We start from the raw sequence: 23,952 nt of genomic DNA on the forward strand, positions 1-23,952 counted from the left end.
GGGTGCTTAACGATCCCCGCTTTACGGCTGAAGTCGAGCTGACTATTCCGTTTCACGACGTCGATATGATGGGTGTAGCGTGGCATGGCAACTACTTCCGCTATTTCGAGATTGCCCGCGAGGCACTGCTGAACCAATTCAATTACGGTTATCGGCAGATGAAAGCGTCCGGCTATTTGTGGCCCGTGGTCGACACCCGGGTGAAGTATCGCAACGCCCTGACTTTCGAGCAGCGTATCCGTGTGCGTGCCCGTATTAAAGAGTTCGAAAATCGCCTGCGTATCGACTACGACATTTTCGATGCTGAAACAGGAAAACGCGCCACAACGGGCTATACCATCCAGGTCGCCGTGGACGAAAAAAGCCGTGAGCTGTGCTTTGTCAGCCCGGATATTTTGTTTGAACGAATGGGAGTGACGCCATGAAATTATGGCCATTGTTGGTGCTGCTCATCAGCCCTTTTGTCAGCGCCCTGACGCTTGATGACCTGCAACAGCGTTTTACCGAACAGCCGGTCATTCGCGCCCATTTCGATCAAACCCGGACGATAAAAGATCTGCCGCAGCCGCTGCGGTCTCAGGGCAAAATGCTGATCGCCCGTGACCAGGGTCTGTTGTGGGACCAAACCGCGCCGTTCCCGATGCAACTGTTGCTTGATGATAAGCGGATGGTTCAGGTGATTAACGGTCAGCCACCGCAGACCATCACCGCCGAAAACAACCCGCAAATGTTCCAGTTCAATCATCTGCTACGTGCATTATTCCAGGCGGATCGTAAGGTGCTGGAGCAAAACTTCCGCGTGACCTTTACCGACGTAGGGGAGGGGCGCTGGACGTTACGCCTGACGCCAATCACCACGCCACTGGATAAGATTTTCGCGACGATTGATTTAGCTGGCAAGACCTACCTGGAGAGCATTCAGCTCAATGACAAGCAGGGCGATCGCACCGATATCGCGCTTTCCCAACACCAACTGACGCCAGCGCAACTGACCGATGATGAACGCCAACGCTTTGCCGCCCAGTAAACGTCCCGCGCTGTTATGGGGGCTCGCCTGCCTGATTATGCTGGGCGTCTTGTTGACGCTACTCCCGCAGGCCAGGCTCAATAGCAGCGTGCTGGCCATGCTGCCAAAACAGGCAATGGGCGACATTCCCCCGAGCCTGAACGAAGGCTTTATGCAGCGCCTCGACCGGCAACTGGTCTGGCTGGTGAGTCCCGGTAAGCAACCGGACCCGTCGGCGGCGCAAGACTGGCTGACGCTGCTGCAAAAATCGCACGCGCTGGCCCAGGTGAAAGGCCCGATGGACGCCGACAGCCAGCAGGCATGGGGGGCTTTCTTCTGGAAACACCGTAACGGCCTGATAGATAACGATACCCGCGCTCGTCTGCAAAACGGCGGCGAAGCCCAGGCCCAGTGGATCCTGTCCCAGCTTTACTCCGCATTCTCCGGTGTCAGCGGCAAAGAGTTGCAAAACGATCCCCTCATGCTGATGCGCGGCTCGCAGTTGGCCATGGCCAAAAATGGCCAGCGTTTACGCCTGATGGAAGGCTGGCTGGTCACTCAGGACGAGCAAGGCAACTACTGGTATCTGTTACATGGCGAGCTGACCGGCTCATCGTTTGATATGCAACAGACGCACCAATTGGTCACCACGCTGAATACGCTGGAAGGTGAGTTCAAAGCCCACTATCCGCAGGCACAATTACTGTCTCGCGGAACGCTGTTCTACAGCGATTACGCCAGCCAGCAGGCGAAACAGGATATCTCGACCCTCGGCATAGCGACCGTGATCGGGGTGATCCTGCTCATCGTGGCCGTGTTTCGTTCGCTGCGTCCGCTGCTGCTGTGCCTGATTTCAATTGGTATTGGCGCGCTGGCGGGAACCGTCGTCACGTTGCTGATTTTTGGCGAACTCCATCTGATGACGCTGGTGATGAGCATGAGCATCATCGGTATTTCCGCCGATTATACGCTCTACTATTTGACCGAGCGGATGGTGCACGGTGCAGAAACATCGCCATGGCAAAGCCTTGCCAAAGTACGCAATGCCCTGCTCCTGGCACTGCTCACTACCGTGGCGGCTTATCTGATTATGATGCTGGCCCCCTTCCCCGGTATTCGCCAGATGGCGGTATTCGCGGCGGTGGGTCTGAGTGCCTCGTGCCTGACGGTCATTTTCTGGCACCCATGGTTGTGTCACAGGTTGCCGGTGCGCCCGGTTCCGGCAATGGTACTCATGCTACGCTGGCTTGCCGCCTGGCGGCGGAATAAGAAATTATCCGTTGGCCTACCGGTGGCGCTCGCGTTGTTCTCGTTGGCAGGCATGGCAACGCTACGCGTAGACGATGATATCTCCCAGTTACAGGCGCTGCCGCAGGACATTCTCGCTCAGGAAAAAGCAATTACCGCCCTGACCGGGCAAAGCGTCGACCAGAAGTGGTTTGTCGTGTACGGCAAATCCGCTCAACAAACGCTGGAGCGACTGGAAGCCTTTACTCCCGCGCTGGAAGAGGCAAAAAAAGACGGATTACTCAGCGGATATCGCACTATTCCGTTAAATTCGCTCGCCCGGCAGCAGCAGGATCTCACCCTGTTAAAAGATGCCGCGCCCGCCGTCACAAAAGCCTTAAACAGCGCCGGGCTGGCAACGGTGAAACCCGATCTTAGCGCTATGCCGGTCACCGTCGATGCCTGGCTTTCCAGCCCGGCCAGTGAAGGCTGGCGCTTACTGTGGCTGTCGCTGGCAGACGGTGAAAGCAGCGTGCTGGTTCCCGTTGAAGGGGTGAAACAAAGTGATGCTTTAAACACGCTCAGCACGAAATATTCCGGCGTTGCGTGGGTGGATCGTAAGAGCAGCTTTGACACTCTGTTTGCGCTGTATCGCCATATTCTGACGGGCTTGCTATGCGTTGCGCTGGCAGTAATTGCCTGTGGCGCCGTCATTCGACTTGGCTGGCGTAAAGGCTTTATTAGCCTGGTCCCCTCAGTGCTGTCTTTAGGTTGTGGTCTGGCGGTACTGGCTCTGAGTGGGCACGCGCTCAACCTGTTCTCGCTGCTGGCACTGGTGCTGGTGCTGGGGATTGGCATTAACTACACGCTGTTTTTCAGTAATCCACGCGGTACGCCACTGACGTCGCTACTGGCTATCACACTGGCGATGATGACTACGCTCCTGACGCTCGGCATGCTGGTCTTTAGCGCCACTCAGGCAATCAGCAGTTTTGGCATTGTATTGGTGAGCGGTATTTTCACTGCATTTTTGCTGTCACCGCTGGCGATGCCAACGAAAAGAGAGAAGAAAAAAAGATGATGTTATCGACATTTTTTGCCGGGTGGCGGATTCGCCTTATCAGGCCGTTAATGATAGCGCTCGCCGCACTGATTCTTGCCGGTTGCAGCCACACACAGCCGGAACAGCAAGGCCGCCCACAAGCCTGGTTAGAGCCGGGAACACGTGTGACGCTACCTGCTCCGGGGATTTCTCCCGCGGTGAATTCACAACAGCTGCTGACCGGAAGTTTTAACGGCAAAACGCAGTCGCTGTTGGTCATGCTTAATGCTGATGATAAGAAAATCACACTGGCCGGGTTGTCATCAGTTGGCATTCGCCTGTTCCTCGTGACTTACGATGAAAAAGGATTGCACACCGAACAATCGATCATCGTTCCGCAACTGCCGCCCGCAAGCCAGGTGCTGGCTGACGTGATGCTTAGTCATTGGCCAATTAGCGCCTGGCAACCGCAATTACCTCAAGGCTGGACGCTCGTCGATACGGGCGATACACGTGAACTGCGCAATAGCCGCGGCAAACTGGTCACGGAAATCACGTATCTGAATCGCAAAGGAAAACGCGAACCGATCAGCATTGAGCAGCACGTATTTAAATACCACATCACCATTCAATACCTGGGTGACTGAGATGATCTACATTTCTGCCGTTGGCATGATTAACGCGTTGGGCAATAACACCGATGAAATCGCCGCCAACCTCACACGTGGCATAGCGCCGGGAATGCGTCCGCGCGCGAACTGGCTACAAGGACATCCACCCGCCGTATTAGCAGGTGTAGACGGTGATCTGCCCGCGATCCCTCAGCAATTTAGCGCACATCGTTCGCGCAATAACCAGCTACTGCTGGCTGCACTGGCACAAATCCAGCCACAGGTAGACGACGCTATCGCCCGGTTTGGCCGCGATCGTATTGCTGTCGTTCTCGGCACCAGCACCTCCGGTCTGAATGAAGGTGACGTTCACGTTGATCTGATGCTCAACGACAAAGAGAGCACCGACTGGCGCTACCCGCAGCAGGAACTGGGCGATCCGTCGCGTTTTCTTAGCCACTGGCTGGCGCTGGATGGCCCGGCCTTTACGCTCTCAACCGCCTGCTCGTCCAGTGCACGGGCAATCATGAGCGGGCGTCGCTTAATCGAATCTGGTCTGGTGGATATTGCCATTGTCGGCGGTGCCGATACGCTAAGTCGGATGCCCATCAACGGTTTCCACAGTCTGGAATCGCTCTCCCCAACGCGATGTCAGCCGTTTGGCCGCGACCGCAATGGGATCACCATCGGCGAAGGCGCCGCATTGATGGTATTAACCCGCGAGCCACAGCCCATTGCGCTGCTGGGTGTCGGCGAATCCAGCGATGCATACCATATTTCGGCTCCCCACCCGCAGGGAGAAGGTGCCATTCGCGCCATAGGCCAGGCGCTTAACGACGCAGGAATGACACCGGAACACGTGGGCTATATCAATCTGCACGGAACGGCCACTCCGCTCAACGATCAGATTGAGTCCAACGTCGTGAGCACGCTATTTGGCGACACGGTCCCATGCAGTTCAACCAAACACCTGACCGGGCACACGCTGGGCGCGGCGGGGATCACCGAAGCAGCAATCAGTATGCTGATTCTGCAACGCAACCTGCCCCTGCCACCGCAGGATTTTAGCCAGTCGCCGCGCGATGAAACATTGCCACCCTGCGGCATCATTGAACAACCGCAGCCGCTGACTCGCCCGGTAATCTTATCTAACTCGTTCGCCTTCGGCGGTAATAATGCCAGCATCCTGCTCGGGAGAATCTCATGAGCCACTATTTATCACCGGGCGATTATTTACCGCATGACGCGCCGATGTTGCTCCTTGAAGAGGTCGTCAGTGTGGCGGACGAAACTGCCACCTGCCACGTGACGGTATCGGCAAACAGCGTACTGGCCCCTTTCCTCGACCCCGATGGCAATCTGCCCGGCTGGTTCGCACTGGAATTAATGGCGCAGACCATTGGCGTCTGGTCTGGCTGGCACCGCCAGCAACACGGTCAGGCGAGTATTGCATTAGGTATGGTGCTGGGCGCACGCGAGTTAGTCTGTGCTGCGGGTGTTCTGCCTGCCGGAAAGCGGCTGAGCATTCATGTCAAATTGCTGATGCAGGATGCACGATTCGGTAGCTTTGAATGCGTCATTCAGGCAGACAACAAGACGCTGGCAACCGGTCGCGTCAACACCTTCCAGCCGACAACAGAAGAAATTAACACGCTATTTCAACAAGGAGCGTCCACATGAGTCGTTCAGTTTTAGTTACGGGTGCCAGCAAAGGTATCGGTCGCGCCATCGCCAGACAACTGGCGGCAGACGGCTTTGTGGTCGGCGTGCACTATCATCGCGATGCACAAGGTGCACAAGACACGCTGGAGGCTATCCTCGCCGCTGGCGGCGCAGGGCGTCTGTTGACGTTTGACGTTGCCAATCGCGAGCAATGCCGTGAAGTACTGGAGCACGATATTGAGGTTAACGGCGCATGGTACGGCATTGTCAGCAACGCCGGGGTAACGCGTGATGCCGCCTTCCCTGCGCTCAGCGATAACGACTGGGATGCGGTGATCCACACCAACCTCGACAGCTTTTACAACGTCATTCATCCGTGCATTATGCCGATGATTAGCGCACGCCAGGGGGGTCGTATCATCACACTGTCTTCGGTATCCGGCGTGATGGGCAACCGCGGTCAGGTTAATTACAGTGCAGCAAAAGCCGGTATTATTGGCGCCACCAAAGCGCTGGCCATCGAACTGGCAAAACGCAAAATTACCGTAAACTGTATTGCACCAGGACTGATTGATACCGGGATGATCGAGATGGAAGAAGCCGCATTGAAAGAGGCGATGTCGATGATCCCCATGAAACGGATAGGTCAGGCTGAAGAAGTGGCCGGGCTTGCCAGTTATTTAATGTCGGATGTGGCGGGCTATGTCACTCGCCAGGTGATTTCCATCAATGGAGGGATGTTATGACACGTCGTGTCGTGATTACAGGCATGGGCGGCGTCACCGCCTTTGGGGAAAACTGGCAGGATGTCTCAGCCAGGCTATTGGCGTATGAAAATGCGGTACGCAAAATGCCGGAGTGGCAGGTTTATGACGGACTGCACACGCTGTTGGGTGCGCCGATCGATAACTTCACTCTGCCGGAACACTATACCCGCAAGCGCATTCGCGCCATGGGTCGCGTGTCGCTGATGTCCACTCGCGCATCAGAACTGGCGTTAGAACAAGCCGGACTGATTGGCGATCGGGTACTGACCAACGGTGAAACCGGAATAGCATACGGTTCCTCCACAGGCAGCACCGGGCCGGTGAGTGAGTTCGCGACCATGCTGACCGAGAAGCACACCAATAACATCACCGGCACGACCTACGTGCAAATGATGCCGCACACCACGGCTGTTAACACCGGATTGTTTTTCGGCCTGCGTGGGCGAGTCATCCCGACATCCAGCGCCTGCACCTCCGGTAGCCAGGCAATTGGTTACGCATGGGAAGCCATCCGACACGGTTATCAAACTGTGATGGTTGCCGGTGGTGCAGAAGAACTGTGCCCTTCCGAAGCCGCCGTATTTGATACGCTGTTCGCCACCAGCCAGCGCAACGACGAACCGAAAACCACTCCCTCCCCATTCGATGAAAAACGCGATGGTCTGGTCATCGGGGAAGGTGCTGGTACGCTGGTGCTGGAAGAGTTGGAACACGCTAAAGCGCGCGGAGCAACGATTTACGGTGAAATCGTCGGCTTTGCCACTAACTGCGATGCTGCCCATATCACCCAGCCACAGCGTGAGACAATGCAGATTTGCATGGAAAAATCGCTGAGCATGGCCGGTATTAGCGCCCGGGATATCGGCTATATTTCAGCGCACGGTACCGCTACCGATCGTGGCGATATTGCAGAAAGTCAGGCGACTGCCGCAATTTATGGTGATAATGTGCCGCTATCCTCGCTTAAAAGCTATTTTGGGCATACCCTTGGCGCTTGTGGCGCACTGGAGGCCTGGATGAGTCTGCAAATGATGCGTGAAGGCTGGTTTGCGCCTACGCTGAATTTGAGTCAGCCAGATGCCAATTGTGGCGCGCTGGATTACATTATGGGTGAAGCCCGCAAGATTGATTGCGAGTTTTTGCAGAGCAATAACTTTGCGTTTGGCGGCATCAATACTTCTATCATCATCAAACGTTGGCCGTGATATGTACCGGATCGTTCTAGGGAAAGTTTCTGATTTAAGCACCGGCGTGCTGCCTCATGCGCTCTATGAGCAGGCACCGCAGGGTGCTCGCCGCGCACGCTGGTTGGCTGGCCGCGTGCTGCTTTCCCATGCCCTTTCCCCATTGCCTGATATCGTCTACGGCGAGCAAGGAAAACCGGCCTTTTCAGCCGACACGCCGCTGTGGTTCAATCTTAGCCACAGCGGTGATGACATTGCTCTGCTGCTTAGCGACGAAGGGGAAGTGGGCTGCGATATTGAAGTCGTGCGCCCGCGCGAAAACTGGAAGACGCTGGCGAATACGGTGTTCAGTCTTGGGGAACATGCCGAAATCGAAGCAGAACATCCGGAACACCAACTGGCGGCTTTCTGGCGCATCTGGACGCGCAAAGAAGCCATCGTTAAGCAGCGTGGCGGCAGCGCCTGGCAAATTGTCAGCGTCGATAGCACTACACTGACATCCTCGCTCTCCGTTAGCCAGTGCCAGCTCGAAACCCTGAGTCTGGCCGTGTGCACGCCAACGCCATTTACCCTGACAGCCGACGCCGTGCAGAGGCTGTAACTCCCGCATTCCCTGTGCGCCAACGCGCGACATGAAAGGTTAACTGCAGATGCAACGAGTCACCATTACTCTCGATGACGATTTACTGGAAACGCTGGATAGCCTGAGCCAGCGCCGTGGTTACAACAACCGTTCTGAAGCGATTCGCGATATTTTGCGTGGTGCGCTGGCGCAGGAAACGACCCAGGAGCATGGCACTCAGGGCTTCGCGGTACTCTCGTATGTTTATGAACATGAGAAGCGTGATTTGGCCAGCCGCATTGTTTCGACGCAGCACCATCACCATGATTTATCGGTCGCTACGCTACACGTTCACATCAACCATGACGACTGCCTGGAAATCGCCGTACTAAAAGGCGACATGGGCGATGTTCAGCATTTTGCCGATGATGTGATTTCCCAGCGCGGCGTACGTCATGGTCATTTGCAGTGCCTGCCGAAAGAAGAGTAATTACCTGTTTCGTTGCCGGGGGCGCTTCGCTTACCCGGCCTACACCCGTTCTCGTTTGTAGGCCGGATAAGGCGTAGCCGCCATCCGGCAATAATGTTCACGCCATCGTGCCAATCGTCTTTCTAAAGCGCAGCAGCGCTATCAGGAAGAACGCACTGCCAATCGCCAGCAACGTCAGAAACTGCGGCCAGACGATGCCGAACCCTGCGCCACGATAAAGAATCGCCTGCGCCAGGCTGACAAAGTGGGTAGTCGGCATCGTCAGCATGATGTCCTGTACGGCCTGCGGCATGCTTTCACGCGGCGTGGAGCCGCCGGAGAGCATCTGTAACGGCAACAGCACCAGAATCATCAGCAATCCCAGTTGCGGCATGGAGCGCGCCAGCGTGCCCATAAAAATACCGATCGAGGTGGTCGCGAACAGGCTTAGCGCCACGCCCAGCATAAACAGCGGTATCGAACCTTCAATGGGTACGCCAAGCACACCTTTTACCATCAGCATCAGCGACAGACCGGAAACCACCAGCACCACCAGCCCCATCGACCAGATTTTTGCCATCATGATCTCAAAAGGCGTTACCGGCATCACCAGCAGATGCTCAATGGTCCCGTGCTCACGTTCGCGAATTAGCGCCGAGCCGGTAAGCACAATCGCCAGCATGGTAATGTTGTTGATGATTGCCATCACCGCGCCAAAACGGGCAGGTTCCAGATTGGGGTTAAAGCGCATGCGCATTTCCAGCGCCACCGGCGGCTCACTGTTGTCACGGTAACGCGCCACAAAGCTGTTCACTTCGCCGCTGATGATATTCTGGATATAACTGTTGCCGGTAAAGGCCTGGCTCATCCGCGTGGCATCGACGTTAACCTGAATATCCGGCTGTCTTCCTGCCAGCACATCGCGCTGAAAATCAGGCGGAATGTTCACGGCAAAGGTGTAGCGTCCGGCATCCAGCCCGGCATCCATCTCATCGGCGGTGATCATCTCCGGCGGTAAAAACCACGGGCGATAAAAGCTGTTCACAATCCGATTCGACAACTGTGACTGGTCCATATCGGCAATAGCAATCGGCGCCAGATGCAGCGAACCCGGCAGGACGGTCGCGGAAGAATAAACTGAAATCGTGAAGGCAAAGACGATCAGCGTCAGCATCGCTTTGTCGCCCAGCAGGCTGCGTAACTCTTTGATGCCGAGGTTATAAATATTGCGTAATCGGCGCATCACCCCTCCTGTTTTTTCAGCAGTAATACGCTCAGACCGATCACCACCGGAATGGCGATTGCCAGCGGCATAAACAGCTGCCAGAGATCCGTCAGATCCAACGCTTTAGAGAACGTTCCACGCGCAATGGTCAAAAAATGACTGGTCGGGTAGATTTCGCCAATCCAGCGGCCCGGCCCTTCCAGCGAGGCGACCGGATCGATCATCCCGGAAAACTGCGTCGCCGGGATAAGCGTGATAATCGCCGTACCAAAAATGGCCGCGATCTGGCTTTTCATAAACGTGGAGATTAACAGCCCCAGCCCGGTGGCAATGGTGACGTACAGCAGCGCGGCCAGCGTCAGGGTCATAAAGCTGCCCTTATGCGGCACGCCGAACACAAACACCGACAGCGCGCACAGCAGCAGAAAGTTCAGCATGCCCAGCACGATGTAAGGCAACTGTTTGCCGAGCAAAAACTCACTGCGGGTCGTGGGCGTGACGTACAGGTTGATAATCGATCCGAGCTCTTTCTCGCGCACTACGCTGAGTGCGCTGAGCATTGAAGGGATCATCATCAACAACAGCGGGATCACCGCCGGAACAATCGCCGGCAGACTCTTCACATCCGGGTTGTAACGATAGCGAGTTTCAATGGTCATCAGCCCGTTTTGCCCACTGGCATTGGGCTGACGCGCCATCACATCCTGCAGCCAGGTCTGGTGCATCGCCTGCACGTAACCTCTGACCGTTTCAGCGCGGCTCGGCATTGCGCCATCGACCCAGACGCCAATCTTCACCGGCGTGCCACGCGCGATATCGCGGCCAAAGTTTGGCGGGATCTCTATTGCTACCGCCACTTCACCCGAACGCATTCGCTTGTCCAGCTCGTCATAACTGGTGAGGGGCGGCTGCTCAATAAAATAGCGCGATCCCGCCAGATTCAGCGTCCACGCCTGGCTGCTGACTGTCTGGTCACGATCGAGCACCGAAAAACGCAGGTTTTCCACGTCCATGCTGATGCCGTAGCCCATGATCAGCATCAGGATCACCGTCCCCATCAGCGCCAGCGTTGAACGCACCGGATCCCGCCGCAGCTCCAGCGCTTCACGGCGGCTGTAGCTGAACAAGCGCCGCAGGCTAAAGCCCTGCCGCGGCGGCTGACTATTCTCATGCGCTATCGGAACATTGGCTGGCGCTAACTGAGCTTCCGGCGCCGGGCCTGCTGCTTCCTGTAGCCAGGAGATAAAAGCCTCTTCCAGGCTGGCGGCACCACGCTGTTTCACCAGCTCCTGCGGCGTGCCGCTGGCGAGTACTTTTCCGGCGTGCATCAGCGACATACGGTCGCAGCGCTCCGCTTCGTTCATAAAGTGGGTAGAGATAAAAATGGTGACTTTATCCTGACGCGACAGATCAACCATCAGTTGCCAGAACATGTCCCTCGCCACCGGATCGACCCCGGAGGTCGGTTCGTCGAGAATCAACATTTCAGGGCGATGGATCACCGCCACCGCCAGCGACAGGCGTTGACGGATCCCCAACGGCAGCGCACCGGGCAACGTGTCTTCGACATCGGTCAGCGAAAAGCGCTCGCTCATCTCTTGTACCCGCCCGGGGATTTCCGCTTCGGGGATATGGAACAGTCGCGCGTGTAGCTCAAGGTTTTGCCGCACGGTCAGCTCGCTGTAGAGCGAAAACGCCTGCGACATATAGCCTACCCGGCGGCGGGTATCGATATTCTTCGGGTCAACCGCTTGCCCAAACAGCCACGCCTCACCTTCGCTTGCGGGCAGCAGACCGGTGAGCATCTTCATGGTGGTGGATTTACCGCAGCCGTTGGAGCCGAGAAAGCCGAAGATCTCCCCGCGGGGAATACGAAAGTTAACGTGGTCAACGGCGACAAACTTGCCGAAGCGCATGGTCAGGTCTTTCGCCTCAATGGCAATCTCTTCCTGCTCAGCGTGATAAGGCGGGATCACCACCGGTTTGTGCGCCTGACGCTGCGCTTCAGGTAACAACGCAATAAACGCCTGCTCCAGCGTGGCGCTGTTGGTTTGTTCGCGTAGCTGCTGGGCGCTCCCGGTGGCCAATACCTCACCCGCGTTCATCGCCACCAGCCAGTCAAAGCGCTCGGCTTCTTCCATATAGGCGGTGGCGACCAGCACGCTCATATTGGTCTGACGCTGGCGAATGCTGTTAATCAGATCCCAGAACTGGGCGCGGGACAGCGGGTCTACCCCGGTGGTGGGTTCATCAAGAATGAGCAATTCCGGGTCGTGGATTAACGCGCAGCACAGCCCCAGCTTTTGCTTCATCCCACCCGAGAGTTTCCCGGCAGGACGATCGCGAAACGGCGCCAGTCCGGTGCTGTTCAGTAGCTCGGTAATCCGCGCTTCGCGTTCCGCTTTGTCATGACCAAACAGCCGGGCAAAGAAGTCGACGTTCTCATACACCGACAGCGTGTGGTACAGGTTTTTACCCAGCCCTTGCGGCATCCAGGCAATACGCGGGCAGACATCCCGGCGATGTTTTGGGTCGCGCATATCGCCGCCCAGCACCATCACGTTGCCGTGTTCAATCACCCGCGCACCGGAAATAAGCGACAGCAGGCTCGATTTTCCGACGCCATCCGGGCCAATCAGCCCCACCATGCAGCGGGCGGGGATATCCAGCGTGATGTTGTTCAGCGCTACCGTTTTCCCGTAATGCTGACTCACGCCGTCAAGGTGCGCCACGGGAGGAACGGGAACCAGCGCCAGATGCGTCATTGCGGCAACCTCACCACCAGGTCGTCAGGCCAGGGGCGATTTTCATCAACACGCACCCACGCCATGCCCGGCAGACCGGTTTTCACGTACTCCAGATGCTGCTGCAACAGCTCTGGTGGAATACGCGCTTTGACGCGAAACATCAGCTTCAGCCGTTCATCACTGGTTTCGACCGTTTTCGGCGTGAACTGCGCGACGCTTGCCACAAAGCTGATGGTCGCCGGAATACGCAGATCCGGCGCGGCATCCAGCACCAGGCGAGCTTCACCGCCAATCTTCAATAAACCAGCCTGTTCGGTAGGTAAGAAGAATGTCATGTAGACATCGCTGAGATCGACCATATTCAGCACGCGCCCGCCCGCGGAAAGCACCTCGCCCGGTTCGGCGACACGGTACTGCACGCGACCATCGCGCGGGGCTTTCAGCTCGCTGTCATCAATATCAGCGGCAATACGACGTTCGGTGGCCTGCGCGGCTTCAACGCGGGTTTGCGCCTGAATAATGCTGGTACGGGCGGCTTCAATCGCGGCTTTTGCCGCAGAGACCTGCGCCTTGGCGGATTCCAGCGCCGCGCGCGCACTTTCTGCCGCAGCCCTGTCGTCATCCAGCTGTTGCTCAGACACCGCACCACGTTGGGACAGTGAACGGGAGCGCACGTGACGTTTAGAGACCGACTGCAGTTCCGCCTCGCGCTGTTTTACCACCGACTGCGCGGCGCGCATTTCACTTTGCCGTTGTTCCAGCAACGCCCGTGCCGCCGCAACTGCACTTTCCGCTTCTTTGATTTGCGCGACCGCTTCCAGCCGCTGCTCGTGCAGCACGCGGGTATCCATTTTCGCCAGCACCTCGCCCTGACGAACGAACTGCCCTTCCGATACGAGGATCGTATCAATACGTCCGGCAATTTTGGTGGCAATATCCACTTCAGTGGCTTCAATTCTGCCGTTGCTGGCGGCAAACCCTTCCGGTATCCCCGCAGGACGCAACATCCACCATGCTATTGCAGCAACCACCACCACAATACCCGCGCCCCACCACACCAGATGACGCTTAATCTTATCCATATTCGACCCGCCGTAATCCCTGTTATCAAACGATGCGTGTCACAAAACCCACTGAACTGCTATTCAGTGAGAGATTCCATCCGGGATGAGAAGGAATGATAAACGATGGCCAAAGAGCGGACAGGCGTTATAGCAACGCATACCGCGAAGGAAGTGAATGACGAAAATGCTGTGAAATCGGGTAGTAATGTTGTCATCATCAGCGTTCCTGGCCGGAAATGAAACACGCATACTCATAACTGCTATCTATTGAATACTAACACCTGGATTCGATATGTCTATTCGGTTGTTCTCGCGATGTCATCGGGCAAAACAGTGTCCGGCAATCCACTCGCCGGACAAGCTTTTGGCGAGTGTTCTGTTTAAAACGCGTGTTGGTATAGCCGCAACGCATCATCTGCCGTGAGCGGAACAGGATTGTTATCCAGAAGACGAGTCTGCTGCATGGCATCCTGAGCCAATATCGCCAGCGTTTCAGCAGGTATATCGACATCGCGCAGCTTTTTCGGTGCACCCGATTCAGCAATAATGCGTACCATCGCAGCAATAAATATCGCGGCATCTTTCTCCATATTCCCCGACACCTCCTCGCCAATAACAGCAGCCAGCTCGGCATAGTACGGCGCAGCGACTGGCGCATTAAACTGCAGCACCGGAATCAGCATCAGCGCATTCGACAACCCATGTGGAATATGGTGTCGTGCGCCAAGGGGATAAGCCAGCGCATGCACTGCGGCCACTGGGGAATTGGCAAAAGCCTGGCCTGCCAGCATCGCGCCCAGCAGAACATTTTCTCGCGCTTCACGGTTGTTCCCATCACGACAGGCAGTCACCAGATGGCGGCTAATTAAGCGTAATGCTTCCCGCGCCAGCGCATCCGAAATGGGGTTCTTCTTATGTTTACCGGTATAAGCCTCAATGGCATGCACCATCGCGTCGATGCCAGCCGCCGCCGTATGAACCGGAGGAAGTCCAAGCGTCAATTGCGCATCCAGCAGCACCAAATCGCCATATAGCTGTGGTGCGACAATCCCCATTTTGCTGTCATCATTGGTCGTCAAAATCGAAATATTAGTGACTTCTGAGCCCGTCCCTGCCGTGGTAGGGATGTTAATCAGCGGCAGACGCTGCCCGGAAACTTTGCCAATACCGTAAAGCGCCTGCAGATCTTGCTCAGAGTTGATTAACACGGCCACCAGCTTCGCGACATCCAGCGAGGAGCCGCCGCCCAGACCAATGACCATATCGCAATGGTCATCACGAGCAACCTGTAAGGCTTCCCGGACAAGACGTTCCTGCGGATCGGGTTGGACCCGATCATAGACCGTCACCTGAAACCCTGCCTCTTGCAGGCTATGCAAAACAGGCGGCAGAATCCCTGCTTTGACCAGTCCGGGGTCGGTCACCAACAACACGCGACGCGCGCTAAATCGCGGCTGAATAATCTCCCCTGCTCGTGATGCTCCCGCCCACTCGACGATAATTTCCGGTACAGTTGAAAACGTAAAATCCTTCATGACATTGTTCATTGATGTACTCCTGGTAGTAAAAATGGCCAGCTTTTAACTACGCGGTGTATCGGCATGAGTGAGAAAGCTTTTCACCTCTTTACGCTCAAGCAACGGGTTGATAATCCCAACGCCAATACGTTGAAAATGCTCCGTTTGTCGATGAAGTTCGAGACCCTCAGGACAACGATAGGTTTCAATAATCACAAAGCGATCGCCGTCTTCCGTAGAACGGAAAAACTCATAGGTGATGTTTTCAGGCTCCTGACGCGAGGCCTGGGCAAGCAGTCTGAGCGCATCATTGACCTTGTCTCCCATTCCCTTACGAGAAAAATAATGTGCAATAACAAAAAGTTGTGAATTCTCCATGGTCGGGCTCCCGGTGTTCTAACGGTGAAGGTCTATATCCCATAACGCGCTATCACTGCTCGAAACGGCTATCGCGCCGTGTAACAGCGCCGTTTGAGCATGTTCCTCGTTACAGACGAAGCCTGATGCCACTATTGGCGGCAACACATTACGGTCAGCCTGTGAGAGTAGCGGCAACATCTGCGCGGGCATCAGTTGCACGTAATCGGGTTCGCTTTGTTCTACGGCTTTCAGGCTGCGTAGCCAGGTAGAACGGTCGGTGACAAAGATTTTCTGCATCGTCACCAGTCCACACTTTTTCGCTCGCTGTACGGTTTGCAAACGCGTCGAGAGCAACCCCATCGCTCCCGTTTCGGCCACATAATCAATGCCGCCCTTATCCTGGGACAGCCCATTGCAGCTGTCGATATTCACGATGACGTACTTCCCCGCCTGCGACAGCAGTTCTATCACCGGATGGAGCTTAATCAGGTCAATATTGGCAATAATGCAGACTTCCGCCTTGCTGGACAGCGCGGTTTTCAATTGCTCAATACCGTAAATCGCCATAATGACGGGCTGCCGTGCCAGGAGCACGCCAAGATTTTTGATCATTACTGACCTGCCTGATGTGAAGGAAGATCGACGCTTAACCCCAGTTTGCCTGGGTTAAGAATGTTTTTCGGATCCAGCGCGTATTTGATATCCGCCAGAACGGAAAGCGATTCGCCTAAAGAAGCCTGCATATAGGGCGAACGCAGGAGACCAACACCATGATGGTGGCTAAGGGAGGTGTTGTGCTTAATTAGCACCGCATTCGCTGCATCCCATGCCGCACGATACCAGGCCGCACGTTGCTCAATCGCCACATCACCGCGCAATGAGAAATAGAGGCATGCGCCGTCGATGTAGGCGTGAGACTGATGCGCCGAACCGGCCAGCGTGCCGGGTACGGCGTTAATAGCGGCCACCACATCATCATACACGTCGCTAAGATCGCGCCAACGTCCCACCATTTCCAGCGTATCCGCCACCAGACCTGGGCTCTTTTTAAAGCCTTCAGCACTTTTTCCGGTCAGATATCGGGTGTCCAGCCAGCGTTCAAAAATAGCCTCGCCGTCGAGTTGTTGTCCGCCGCGTTGGCACACACGTTCGCTGATAGCCATTACCGCATCGACAATCTCAGGCTCCCCCTCATCCGCAATCAACAGGACATTGGTCTCTGGCAGACCAAACTGCACGCCGCTTTCCAGGTTATCGTACAAACGCAGTGCCGCCGGATTCGCCCCATGCTGTAAGATTTCGCGACATGCCTCCAGTCCACTGGCGAAGCTGGAAAAACCCCAGGCGATGGCGCGGCCATAATCCGGCAGGCGATGAAGCTTCAAACGCACACGGACAATCACACCCAATGTGCCTTCAGAACCAATAAACATCTGCTGTAGATCAGGCCCCGTTGCGCTACGCGCATAGCCACCCACGGTGATTAAGCGGCCATCGGCAAGGACGACATCCATCCCATAGACCATATCTTCAATTTTGCCGTAGCGGGTCGACAGCTGTCCCGCGCCACGACAGGCCACCCAACCGCCCACGGTACTGATACCAAACGATGACGGCCAGTGGCCCATCGTCATGCCGTACTCTTTTTGGATAGTTTGTTCAAAAATGTCGCCGAACATGCCGGCTTCAACGTCAACAATCTGGCTTTGTGGATCGAAGTCGATAAGTTTGTTGAGTTCGCAAACGTCCAGCACAATGCCTCCCCGCAACGGCAATGCGGCACCAGTGACGTTACTGCGCCCGGCGGAAACCGTGACCGGGATTGCCAACGCATTCGCCAGACGCATCACATCCTGAATTTGTTCTACCGTAGAGACACGTACAATCGCCCCTTTTGACGTGGCCGGTGCGCCCTGGGTTTCCGCAATCATCGAACCGGCCCACCAGTCGCGGGTCCAGGTAATCACATCAGATTCCGATGTCAGCACCTCATCTGCAATGACCCGCAGTCGATCAAACGTCGCTTCGCTCATCGCCACCGGATCAATCTGCATCCCTTTCGCGCCACCGCTGCTTTTGATATCCGTCGCCCATGCCGGTCGCGTGTGTGCACCTACAGTATAATTTCCACGGTTGTAACCGCGTTTAATCGCTTCTTTACTGATCATTCGGATGTCCCCATAAGTGTTGATTTTTCATGTTTAATTGCCGTCTGATAGCTGGCTACCTGCCGGGCCACCTGTTCAGGCTGAAGCTTGAGCTCTTGTTGCAGAATTTCCCCCACGCGTTGCGCAGCATTCGCTGACGCATCACGAGCCATCAGACGGGCACGAATTCGGCGCGATAACACATCATCAATGGTGCTGGCGAGTTCATGGCGCACGGCATACACCACTTCAGCTTCGGTATAGGGAAGCCCTTCCACAATTGGCTTTGCCAGTAAGGGATTGGACTGGATAAGGTCACTGACAAAATGCGCTTCAGTCCCGTAGCGCTCCCCCAGGTGCGCAGACAAACCGCCCGATGCCAGAATCGCCTGCGGGTCATAGCCCGCCGCCCCCAGCAACCAGGCGGTTTTAGTTGAGCAGGCCTTTTTACGGCCGAGTATTTTGCTGGCGGCATCGATGGTCTCTTCTGCCATATGACGTGATGTCGTCAGCTTGCCGCCGACAATCGTAATCAGACCATCTGCCGCAACCGTGATTTCATGATTACGTTTCATTTCAACGGTCTTGCCTCCCGCCGTCCCCACCAGAGGGCGGCAACCGGCGATACTACCCACCACGTCTTCCGGGCGGAGATCGGTTTTCAATGCCGAATTCGCACCTTCCAGCAGAAAGTCCAATTCAGCGCGATTGCAGTGAACATCATTGAGATCGCCCTGATAATCCTCATCCGTGGTCCCCAAATAGGAAACGTTGCCCCAACGGGTGATCGTCGCGCGGCGGCTGCGCCCGGCAACCGGGATCGTCACCGTGCAATCATTGCGGATCTTCATCCACGGAATAGCAACATGTACCCCCTTGGCAGGACGGATATTCAGCGGTGATGCGTCACCTTTTTTCAGCCCATTCCAGTCACGCAGCCAGACGCCCGTCGCCATGATGGCAACCCGCGCGTTGACCTGAATTTCTCTGCCATCGGCATAGACGATGGCCCCATTCACTTTGCCGTGCTGGTCGCGCGTGGTTTCGATGACTTCCGCATGGTTGGTCACCACCGCGCCATGAAACGCCGCCGTGCGCACCAAAGCCAACGTAAGTCGGGCATCGTCGACACGGGCATCGAAATACATAAAACCACCGGATAGCTGTTCTTCTTTGAGCGTCGGGCAATGCGACAGCACTTCCGCAGGGGTAAGTTTTTGGTGAAGGATGCCTTCCCGCCATCCTCCCGCAAGGTCGTAGGTCCAGAGCAGGCTTTCAAATGCAGCAGACATCCGCTTGTCGAATACGCCATTTTTATCGAGCACCGGGAATAAAAAGGGTAACCGTTGCACCAGATGACGGGCATTCCTCCGCATACGCTGGCGTTCGAGTAAAGAGTGGCGAACCAGCCCCAGATTCCCTTGTTCGATATAGCGCAGACCGCCGTGTACCATTTTCGATGACTTTGATGACGTGCCTGAGGCAAAGTCACTTTTCTCAATCAGCGCCACCCGGTAGCCACGCAGACTGGCATCCAACGCCGCGTAGGCTCCGGTTACGCCACCACCGACAATCAGAATGTCGTAGGTGTCGCTTTCCAGTCGATCCAGTTGTTCAGCGCGCTGGAGACGTAATGGCTCTGCACCGTACATCTCACTACAGGTTTTGTTGGGCTTTCGCGAAGGGAAAAACTTCATGAGTAAGTGTGCTCCTGATTAGCTGAGGTGAGGCTGTCGGCGGCTTCCATTTCGAGTGCAATACGCATCGCCCAGCGGTTAATTTTTTGTTCGCGAAGGTCATGACTGATTTTCGGCTCAAATAGCCGCGCGGTTTTTAGCATGGCGCAGGCATCCGACAGCGAGTCCCACAGCAGCCCATCGGCACCAGCCAAAAACGCAACGCCACGTAAGCTTGCCCGCGCCGTTTCGGCCATTCGCCGCACGGGAATACCGCTAAGATCGGCCTGGATTTGCAATAACGTATCGCTATTGGATAACCCTCCCCCGACTACCAACTCTTTTGTGGGGATCCCGGTTGCCGCTTCATTTGCGCGAATACAGGCCGCGACCGAATGCGCAATCCCTTCCAGAATCGCGTAGGCCACCTGCGAGTGCGTGGTCGAGATTGAGATACCGTTCAGGGACGCACGGGCATGAGGCTGAAGATGGGGTACGCGTAGCCCCGTTAGCGCCGGAATAAAACTCACGCCACCCGCGTCGCTAGCCTGCGCGGCCAGTTCGCTGATCTGTTCGGGTGAGTCAAACCAATGCAGCTTTTCGCACACCCAGTTGAGCGCCGAACCGGTAGTGGGGACAAAGGTTTCGACAGAGAAATGCGAAAGCCCTTTTTGGCGGCGCGCCGTCATGGTGAGCGTACTTTCACAGCCCTTTTGCAAGGTTGGTACCGTTGGCCCCATCATTAAATCAACAAAGCTGCCAGTGCCATGCATACAAAAAGCCTGTCCTCGCTCGGTACACCCCAGCCCAATAGCCCCTGCAAACTGATCCCCTGCGCAGGCCAGGATCGGCACGCTTATCCCCAGAATATCTTCATGAGTGGTGCCGAAGTCATCGGCATCATCATGTAATTCAGGCAGCAATGACGCCGGGAAGCCCAGAGTCTGTAGCCATGGCAAATGATAGTGATGCTCTTTGAGGCAATACGCGCCAGCGGAGGTGGCATTTGTCGGTGTGGTGACACTTTTTTTCTCCTGCGCCAAGTGCCAAAGCAACCAGCTATCAACGGTACCAAAGACCAGCGTTCCAGCCTGATACGCCTTCGCCACCGCAGGCGTATTGGCAAGATGGCGCGACGCCCAAAGATAAGGAGAGCGTATCCCAACCGGTCGCCCAATCCGCGGCAGCAGTTTTGCATCCCATTCAGGGGCTAACTGGGCCAGTTCATCCGTGAAACGCGCATCCTGCCATACCATCGCCGGAGTTAATGCCTTACCCGTTTGCGCATCCCACAGCACTGCCGTTGAGCGTTGGGTCGCAATCGCCAGCGCCACAATGCGCATCTTGTTGCATTGCGCGTTAGCTATCGCTTTGCGACAAACCTCAATAGTGGCCTGCAAGACCTCATCAGCATCTTGTTCCACCACACCATGACGCAGACTGCTGACCTGAAGCGGCTGGTATTCCAGGCAGTGAACCTGGCTATTTTGTGCAACAACTGCCGCACGGGTCCCCGATGTACCTTCATCGATAGCCAGAATGACATCTTCGTATTCACTCATTTCGTACTCCTGTTTGATTCTGGGGTCATCGACTCTGGATAAGGTGAATGGGGTGATTCGAACTGCGGCGCACCTGGCTCGTTATCCGGCTGAATAGTGGTGCGAGTGGGGTCCCACGGAATAACAAAACAGATAATGCTCGCAAACAGCGGCACGGCAGACATGATCAGGAAGGTCGTTTGCAGGCCATACAAATCACGGAATACCGGGAAAATAAACAGCCCGAGCGCCGCACCTATTGCCCCGAGCGCACCGACCACGCCGTTCGCGCCAGCCCGCAGTTCACTGCGAAAAGAGAGTGACGACAGGCTTTTCCCGTTTGCACCAGGTCCGCCAGAGTGGCAAAGAATAAACAGTGCAGGGACCAGCAAAGAGGCCCAAAGTGGCATAGTGTCACTGAACAGACCCAGCGTGAGTAGCACGAGGAAGGCCACGGCAAAACCGATCGCCGAGGAGCGGCGCAATCCCAGACGGCGGCCAATCGCGGGAGATAAGAAACCGCCGACGATACCGAAAACGTTAAAAAACAGTGAACATAAGGTTGCGTAAACAAAATTTTTACCAAACATCGCAGCACTAATAACCGGTAAATACCAGCCCACACCGAAATATTGGATTGACTGACAGATTTGAACGGTCGAAGCCAGAATCGTACGTGGTAAATAGACGCCACGGAATATTAACAGCACATTTCTTGCGCCTTTTTCAGCCTGACCAATAACGGGTTTCTGTTCTGCTTTCGGCGCCAGAATAAACTGTTCACCATATATTTTATTCATGGAAACGATAGCTTCAGGTAATCGGGATTTCCTTGCCAGCCAAACCGGGCTTTCCACTAAATAACGGAACTGGAAAAACAGAACGATGATTCCACATAACGCCGTTACAGCAATGGAATAACGCCAGATGGCATCACCTACGTCCCATGAGTAAAACATCAGCGCTAATACCAAATTTAAACAAACGGCAACATACCAGACACCCTGCCAGGTATTTAGACGGCTTTTGAGTTTCACAGGCGTGAACTCTGCCAGCATGGCCATTGCCACAGCAAAGTCCATCCCGTAAGAGACGCCAACAAAGAAGCGACCCACTATTATCGTGCTAAAACTGGAGGATGACATCACCAACAAAGCACCAATCACCGCCATTATTTTGGCAATGATCAGCGGTGGCACACGACCCCAGCGATCGGCTATCCAGCCGCCAATCGGGTTAAATAATATGGCTACCCAGGATGAAAATGAGGTAAGTAGTGCAACTTCGGTCGCAGTAAGATTTAAATTGCGGGTCATTGGGTTTAATCCAGCACTGAGAGCTGAATTTGAAAAAGCATCAAGAAAAAGGCCGCCTAGTGCCAACCACCAAATAACACCAGCTCTGCCACTGATTTTCCCCCTGGCATCGATGCAATTAATGACATCATCTACACCGCGGATTTTTATCGGATTTGAGAATGAACATGCGGACATGGCTTTCCCCTTCATAATATTCGGAAGAAGGTCGCCATTAGCTAAAAAAATGCAATAAGAGACCATCTTAATTTCACAGATAGTCTCTTATCTAAAATCTGTATTTTTCCACTCTAGAAGGTAACCCAAAGCGTGTCAAAGCGACTTTTAGTCTCATCGTTGATTCTGTGACATGTAGCCCAAATGTTAATGAATCATTACAAAACGAGGTCATTATGAGCCATTTTTCTGTTCTCAGCGGGTGGGATACCACTGTGACTGTACGTAGCCGCCTGATTTGCGCTGAACGTTCGCCGTTCTCCCTGTACGACGCTATTGCAATATCCATCCAAAATAGGTGTTGAATACCAAGTTCGCTTTTATCCTAAATTTTACCGCTCACAGTAAAAACCTCAAAATTCATAAAGATACGCCAAAACACATTTGATCGTGATTATTTAAAGCACTAATTTTTCGTTATGTTGATCACATTCGCATCAAAAGAATGGTGATCTTAAAATAGGTTTTAAATATTGTGGTCAGGCCGCTAGACCACAATAAGAGGATATATCATGAAAAGAAAAACAATGGGATGGCTTATCGTTTTTCTTCTTTTTATAGTTTACATGCTTAACTATATGGATCGTTCAGCATTGTCGATCACCGCTCCACTCATCGAAAAGGAATTAGGATTCAATGCTGCTGAGATGGGTATGATATTCAGCGCATTCTTTGTTGGTTATGCACTGTTTAACTTTATCGGTGGCTGGGCCAGTGACCGATTTGGTCCCAAAACAGTATTTCTGGTCGCCGCGTTACTCTGGTCAGTATTTTGTGGGATGACCAGTCTGGTTACTGGCTTATGGACTATGCTGGCTGTCCGCGTATTATTCGGCATGGCTGAAGGGCCGGTCAGTGCTGCAGGTAATAAAATTATCAATAACTGGATTTCGCGTAAAGAATCTGCCACTGCCATCGGTATTTTCAGCGCTGGCTCGCCGTTGGGTGGCGCAATTTCCGGTCCGGTAGTTGGCCTGCTGGCTCTTTCATTAGGCTGGCGTCCGGCGTTCGGTATTATTTTCCTGTTTGGTTTAGCCTGGGTATTACTTTGGTATTTCATTGCCAGTGATAAACCCTCAAAAAGTAAACACCTCGCCCCGGAAGAACGTGTCGATTTTGAAAACCATGATGACATCATTTTAGCGGATGACGGTAAAGCGATGCCTTCTCTCGGCTACTACATGAAGCAGCCGATGGTGTGGGCAACGACGCTGGCCTTCTTTAGCTATAACTACATACTCTTTTTCTTCCTGACCTGGTTCCCAAGCTATCTGAACCACTCGCTACACCTTGATATTAAAGAAATCAGCATTGCAACGGTGATCCCCTGGGTGATTGGTGCAATCGGCATGGTATTGGGTGGCGTATGCTCTGACTTTATCTATCGGGTAACGGGCAATGCCCTGCTTTCTCGCCGTCTCATTCTCGGTGTTTGCCTGGCTGGAGCGGCAATCTGTGTGGCGGTTTCTGGAACAGTTACCACTATCGGCAGTGCCGTTGGATTGATGTCAGTCTCGTTATTCCTGTTGTATTTAACTGGGTAATGACTCCAACTTATTGATAGTGTTTTATGTTCAGATAATGCCCGATGACTTTGTCATGCAGCTCCACCG

The 23,952-nt window shown here is 54.7% G+C and carries 21 protein-coding genes and 1 pseudogene; 11 read left to right on the forward strand and 11 right to left on the reverse strand.

What is annotated here, in order from left to right:
• The first annotated feature begins 2 nt into the window (after positions 1-2).
• Genes OGY19_RS01005 through nikR form a run of 10 tightly spaced genes read left to right on the forward strand, consistent with a single transcriptional unit; the run spans position 3 to position 8,551 of the window.
• Positions 3-425 (forward strand): acyl-CoA thioesterase, encoded by a 423-nt coding sequence (locus tag OGY19_RS01005; RefSeq protein ID WP_048213601.1) that lies wholly within the window; start codon positions 3-5, stop codon positions 423-425.
• Positions 422-1,027: a LolA family protein gene (locus OGY19_RS01010; protein WP_061068763.1), complete on the forward strand. Its 606-nt coding sequence runs from the start codon at positions 422-424 to the stop codon at positions 1,025-1,027. Before OGY19_RS01005 ends, OGY19_RS01010 begins: the two co-directional genes overlap by 4 nt.
• Complete coding sequence (locus tag OGY19_RS01015) at positions 996-3,314, forward strand: MMPL family transporter (RefSeq protein ID WP_115601346.1); 2,319 nt, start codon at positions 996-998, stop codon at positions 3,312-3,314. Before OGY19_RS01010 ends, OGY19_RS01015 begins: the two co-directional genes overlap by 32 nt.
• Complete coding sequence (locus tag OGY19_RS01020; protein WP_071887398.1) at positions 3,311-3,922, forward strand: DUF3261 domain-containing protein; 612 nt, start codon at positions 3,311-3,313, stop codon at positions 3,920-3,922. Before OGY19_RS01015 ends, OGY19_RS01020 begins: the two co-directional genes overlap by 4 nt.
• Position 3,923: 1 nt before the next feature.
• Positions 3,924-5,093: a beta-ketoacyl-[acyl-carrier-protein] synthase family protein gene (locus OGY19_RS01025; protein WP_115601345.1), complete on the forward strand. Its 1,170-nt coding sequence runs from the start codon at positions 3,924-3,926 to the stop codon at positions 5,091-5,093.
• On the forward strand, positions 5,090-5,566 hold the full coding sequence (locus OGY19_RS01030; protein ID WP_048213605.1) for a hotdog family protein: 477 nt from the start codon (positions 5,090-5,092) through the stop codon (positions 5,564-5,566). The genes OGY19_RS01025 and OGY19_RS01030 overlap by 4 nt, the downstream gene beginning before the upstream one ends.
• Positions 5,563-6,294, forward strand: coding sequence for a 3-ketoacyl-ACP reductase FabG2 (locus OGY19_RS01035; RefSeq protein WP_048213606.1), 732 nt, complete (start codon positions 5,563-5,565; stop codon positions 6,292-6,294). The genes OGY19_RS01030 and OGY19_RS01035 overlap by 4 nt, the downstream gene beginning before the upstream one ends.
• The gene (locus tag OGY19_RS01040; protein WP_048213607.1) at positions 6,291-7,520 is read left to right on the forward strand and encodes a beta-ketoacyl-ACP synthase; all 1,230 of its coding nucleotides are present in this window, start codon (positions 6,291-6,293) and stop codon (positions 7,518-7,520) included. Before OGY19_RS01035 ends, OGY19_RS01040 begins: the two co-directional genes overlap by 4 nt.
• 1 nt (position 7,521) lies before the next feature.
• Positions 7,522-8,100 carry a 4'-phosphopantetheinyl transferase AcpT gene (gene acpT / locus OGY19_RS01045; RefSeq protein ID WP_048213608.1) on the forward strand — a complete coding sequence of 193 codons (579 nt, stop codon included), beginning with the start codon at positions 7,522-7,524 and terminating at the stop codon, positions 8,098-8,100.
• A 49-nt stretch (positions 8,101-8,149) separates the two neighbouring features.
• Entirely contained in the window at positions 8,150-8,551 is a 402-nt protein-coding gene (gene nikR / locus OGY19_RS01050; protein WP_005121550.1) for a nickel-responsive transcriptional regulator NikR, read from the forward strand.
• Positions 8,552-8,648: 97 nt separating this feature from the next.
• Here the strand turns inward: nikR and OGY19_RS01055 are convergent, their stop codons facing one another.
• From OGY19_RS01055 to OGY19_RS01100, 10 genes are all read right to left on the reverse strand, one after another.
• On the reverse strand, positions 8,649-9,773 hold the full coding sequence (locus OGY19_RS01055; RefSeq protein ID WP_048213609.1) for an ABC transporter permease: 1,125 nt from the start codon (positions 9,771-9,773) through the stop codon (positions 8,649-8,651).
• The gene (gene rbbA, locus OGY19_RS01060; RefSeq protein ID WP_201442955.1) at positions 9,773-12,520 is read right to left on the reverse strand and encodes a ribosome-associated ATPase/putative transporter RbbA; all 2,748 of its coding nucleotides are present in this window, start codon (positions 12,518-12,520) and stop codon (positions 9,773-9,775) included. Before rbbA ends, OGY19_RS01055 begins: the two co-directional genes overlap by 1 nt.
• Complete coding sequence (locus OGY19_RS01065) at positions 12,517-13,584, reverse strand: HlyD family secretion protein (protein ID WP_115601343.1); 1,068 nt, start codon at positions 13,582-13,584, stop codon at positions 12,517-12,519. Before OGY19_RS01065 ends, rbbA begins: the two co-directional genes overlap by 4 nt.
• Before the next feature lie 362 nt (positions 13,585-13,946).
• Complete coding sequence (locus tag OGY19_RS01070) at positions 13,947-15,113, reverse strand: iron-containing alcohol dehydrogenase (RefSeq protein WP_061068771.1); 1,167 nt, start codon at positions 15,111-15,113, stop codon at positions 13,947-13,949.
• Between the two features lie 33 nt (positions 15,114-15,146).
• On the reverse strand, positions 15,147-15,461 hold the full coding sequence (locus OGY19_RS01075; protein WP_048213613.1) for a putative quinol monooxygenase: 315 nt from the start codon (positions 15,459-15,461) through the stop codon (positions 15,147-15,149).
• Positions 15,462-15,479: 18 nt separating this feature from the next.
• A complete protein-coding gene (locus OGY19_RS01080; RefSeq protein ID WP_048213614.1) occupies positions 15,480-16,055 on the reverse strand; it encodes a glycerol-3-phosphate responsive antiterminator in 576 nt (191 codons plus the stop codon).
• Positions 16,055-17,611 (reverse strand): FAD-binding oxidoreductase, encoded by a 1,557-nt coding sequence (locus OGY19_RS01085; protein ID WP_048213615.1) that lies wholly within the window; start codon positions 17,609-17,611, stop codon positions 16,055-16,057. Before OGY19_RS01085 ends, OGY19_RS01080 begins: the two co-directional genes overlap by 1 nt.
• On the reverse strand, positions 17,608-19,287 hold the full coding sequence (locus OGY19_RS01090; protein ID WP_115601342.1) for a glycerol-3-phosphate dehydrogenase/oxidase: 1,680 nt from the start codon (positions 19,285-19,287) through the stop codon (positions 17,608-17,610). Before OGY19_RS01090 ends, OGY19_RS01085 begins: the two co-directional genes overlap by 4 nt.
• Positions 19,284-20,828 carry an FGGY family carbohydrate kinase gene (locus OGY19_RS01095; RefSeq protein ID WP_115601341.1) on the reverse strand — a complete coding sequence of 515 codons (1,545 nt, stop codon included), beginning with the start codon at positions 20,826-20,828 and terminating at the stop codon, positions 19,284-19,286. Before OGY19_RS01095 ends, OGY19_RS01090 begins: the two co-directional genes overlap by 4 nt.
• Positions 20,825-22,315 (reverse strand): MFS transporter, encoded by a 1,491-nt coding sequence (locus tag OGY19_RS01100; RefSeq protein ID WP_353655373.1) that lies wholly within the window; start codon positions 22,313-22,315, stop codon positions 20,825-20,827. The genes OGY19_RS01095 and OGY19_RS01100 overlap by 4 nt, the downstream gene beginning before the upstream one ends.
• Positions 22,316-22,851: 536 nt before the next feature.
• Between OGY19_RS01100 and OGY19_RS01105 the strand changes: the two are divergent.
• Positions 22,852-23,880 (forward strand): annotated as a pseudogene (locus OGY19_RS01105) (MFS transporter); the annotation flags it as partial.
• Between the two features lie 13 nt (positions 23,881-23,893).
• On the opposite strand, the gene OGY19_RS24395 reads toward OGY19_RS01105, so the two are convergent.
• Complete coding sequence (locus tag OGY19_RS24395; RefSeq protein ID WP_003032489.1) at positions 23,894-23,950, reverse strand: IS1 family transposase; 57 nt, start codon at positions 23,948-23,950, stop codon at positions 23,894-23,896.
• Positions 23,951-23,952 lie beyond the last annotated feature (2 nt).

This window comes from Citrobacter sp. Cy070 (assembly GCF_030332245.1).
Lineage (GTDB): Bacteria > Pseudomonadota > Gammaproteobacteria > Enterobacterales > Enterobacteriaceae > Citrobacter > Citrobacter youngae.

Coding starts and splice junctions, on each gene's coding strand:
- OGY19_RS01010 (WP_061068763.1), top strand. CDS start 422: ATGAAATTATGGCCATTGTTGGTGCTGCTCATCAGCCCTTTTGTCAGC.
- OGY19_RS01015 (WP_115601346.1), top strand. CDS start 996: ATGATGAACGCCAACGCTTTGCCGCCCAGTAAACGTCCCGCGCTGTTA.
- OGY19_RS01020 (WP_071887398.1), top strand. CDS start 3,311: ATGATGTTATCGACATTTTTTGCCGGGTGGCGGATTCGCCTTATCAGG.
- OGY19_RS01025 (WP_115601345.1), top strand. CDS start 3,924: ATGATCTACATTTCTGCCGTTGGCATGATTAACGCGTTGGGCAATAAC.
- OGY19_RS01030 (WP_048213605.1), top strand. CDS start 5,090: ATGAGCCACTATTTATCACCGGGCGATTATTTACCGCATGACGCGCCG.
- OGY19_RS01035 (WP_048213606.1), top strand. CDS start 5,563: ATGAGTCGTTCAGTTTTAGTTACGGGTGCCAGCAAAGGTATCGGTCGC.
- OGY19_RS01040 (WP_048213607.1), top strand. CDS start 6,291: ATGACACGTCGTGTCGTGATTACAGGCATGGGCGGCGTCACCGCCTTT.
- acpT (WP_048213608.1), top strand. CDS start 7,522: ATGTACCGGATCGTTCTAGGGAAAGTTTCTGATTTAAGCACCGGCGTG.
- nikR (WP_005121550.1), top strand. CDS start 8,150: ATGCAACGAGTCACCATTACTCTCGATGACGATTTACTGGAAACGCTG.
- OGY19_RS01055 (WP_048213609.1), bottom strand. CDS start 9,773: ATGCGCCGATTACGCAATATTTATAACCTCGGCATCAAAGAGTTACGC.
- rbbA (WP_201442955.1), bottom strand. CDS start 12,520: ATGACGCATCTGGCGCTGGTTCCCGTTCCTCCCGTGGCGCACCTTGAC.
- OGY19_RS01065 (WP_115601343.1), bottom strand. CDS start 13,584: ATGGATAAGATTAAGCGTCATCTGGTGTGGTGGGGCGCGGGTATTGTG.
- OGY19_RS01070 (WP_061068771.1), bottom strand. CDS start 15,113: ATGAACAATGTCATGAAGGATTTTACGTTTTCAACTGTACCGGAAATT.
- OGY19_RS01075 (WP_048213613.1), bottom strand. CDS start 15,461: ATGGAGAATTCACAACTTTTTGTTATTGCACATTATTTTTCTCGTAAG.
- OGY19_RS01080 (WP_048213614.1), bottom strand. CDS start 16,055: ATGATCAAAAATCTTGGCGTGCTCCTGGCACGGCAGCCCGTCATTATG.
- OGY19_RS01085 (WP_048213615.1), bottom strand. CDS start 17,611: ATGATCAGTAAAGAAGCGATTAAACGCGGTTACAACCGTGGAAATTAT.
- OGY19_RS01090 (WP_115601342.1), bottom strand. CDS start 19,287: ATGAAGTTTTTCCCTTCGCGAAAGCCCAACAAAACCTGTAGTGAGATG.
- OGY19_RS01095 (WP_115601341.1), bottom strand. CDS start 20,828: ATGAGTGAATACGAAGATGTCATTCTGGCTATCGATGAAGGTACATCG.
- OGY19_RS01100 (WP_353655373.1), bottom strand. CDS start 22,315: ATGAAGGGGAAAGCCATGTCCGCATGTTCATTCTCAAATCCGATAAAA.